The 721-nt window shown below is 57.1% G+C and carries 2 protein-coding genes; both read left to right on the top strand.

Features of this window, described 5'->3' with window-relative positions; genetic code table 11:
* The coding region (locus CIK04_RS33045) for a hypothetical protein (RefSeq protein ID WP_176463502.1) at positions 1 to 260 on the top strand (260 nt) is incomplete at its 5' end.
* Positions 257 to 403, top strand: coding sequence for a hypothetical protein (locus CIK04_RS33050; protein ID WP_176463503.1), 147 nt, complete (start codon positions 257 to 259; stop codon positions 401 to 403). The genes CIK04_RS33045 and CIK04_RS33050, both read left to right, overlap by 4 nt.
* Positions 404 to 721 lie beyond the last annotated feature (318 nt).

Raw genomic sequence — 721 nt, forward strand, 5'->3', positions numbered from 1 at the left:
CGACGTTGGATGCGGACAATGCGGATCTACCGAGCATCGACTTGACGACCGTAGGCGACGGCAACATCAGTGTTGACGAAGCAGACGAAGTGACCTTGTCAGGAACCACGACCAACGTAGAAGACGGTCAGAAAGTGACCTTGACCGTGACCGACAGCAAAGGCAACACAGCCTCGTTCGAAGCGACCGTTCAAGATGGCAAGTTCAGCACGACCGCAGACCTAACAGGTAAGGTCTGGTTGATGGCGCGATCAGCGTGAAAGCGGACGTGACGGACAGCGCGGGCAACCCAGCGAGCGACACAGAAAGCGCGACGTTGGATGCGGACAATGCGGATCTACCGAGCATCGACTTGACGACCGTAGGCGACGGCAACATCAGTGTGACGAAGCAGACGAAGTGACCTTGTCAGGAACCACGACCAACGTAGAAGACGGTCAGAAAGTGACCTTGACCGTGACCGACAGCAAAAGGCAACACAGCCTCGTTCGAAGCGACCGTTCAAGATGGCAAGTTCAGCACGACCGCAGACCTAACAGGTAAGGGTCTGGTTGATGGCGCGATCAGCGTGAAAGCGGACGTGACGGACAGCGCGGGCAACCCAGCGAGCGACACAGAAAGCGCGACGTTGGATGCGGACAATGCGGATCTACCGAGCATCGACTTGACGACCGTAGGCGACGGCAACATCAGTGTTGACGAAGCAGACGAAGTGACCTTG

The organism is Vibrio sp. 03_296 (assembly GCF_002265885.1).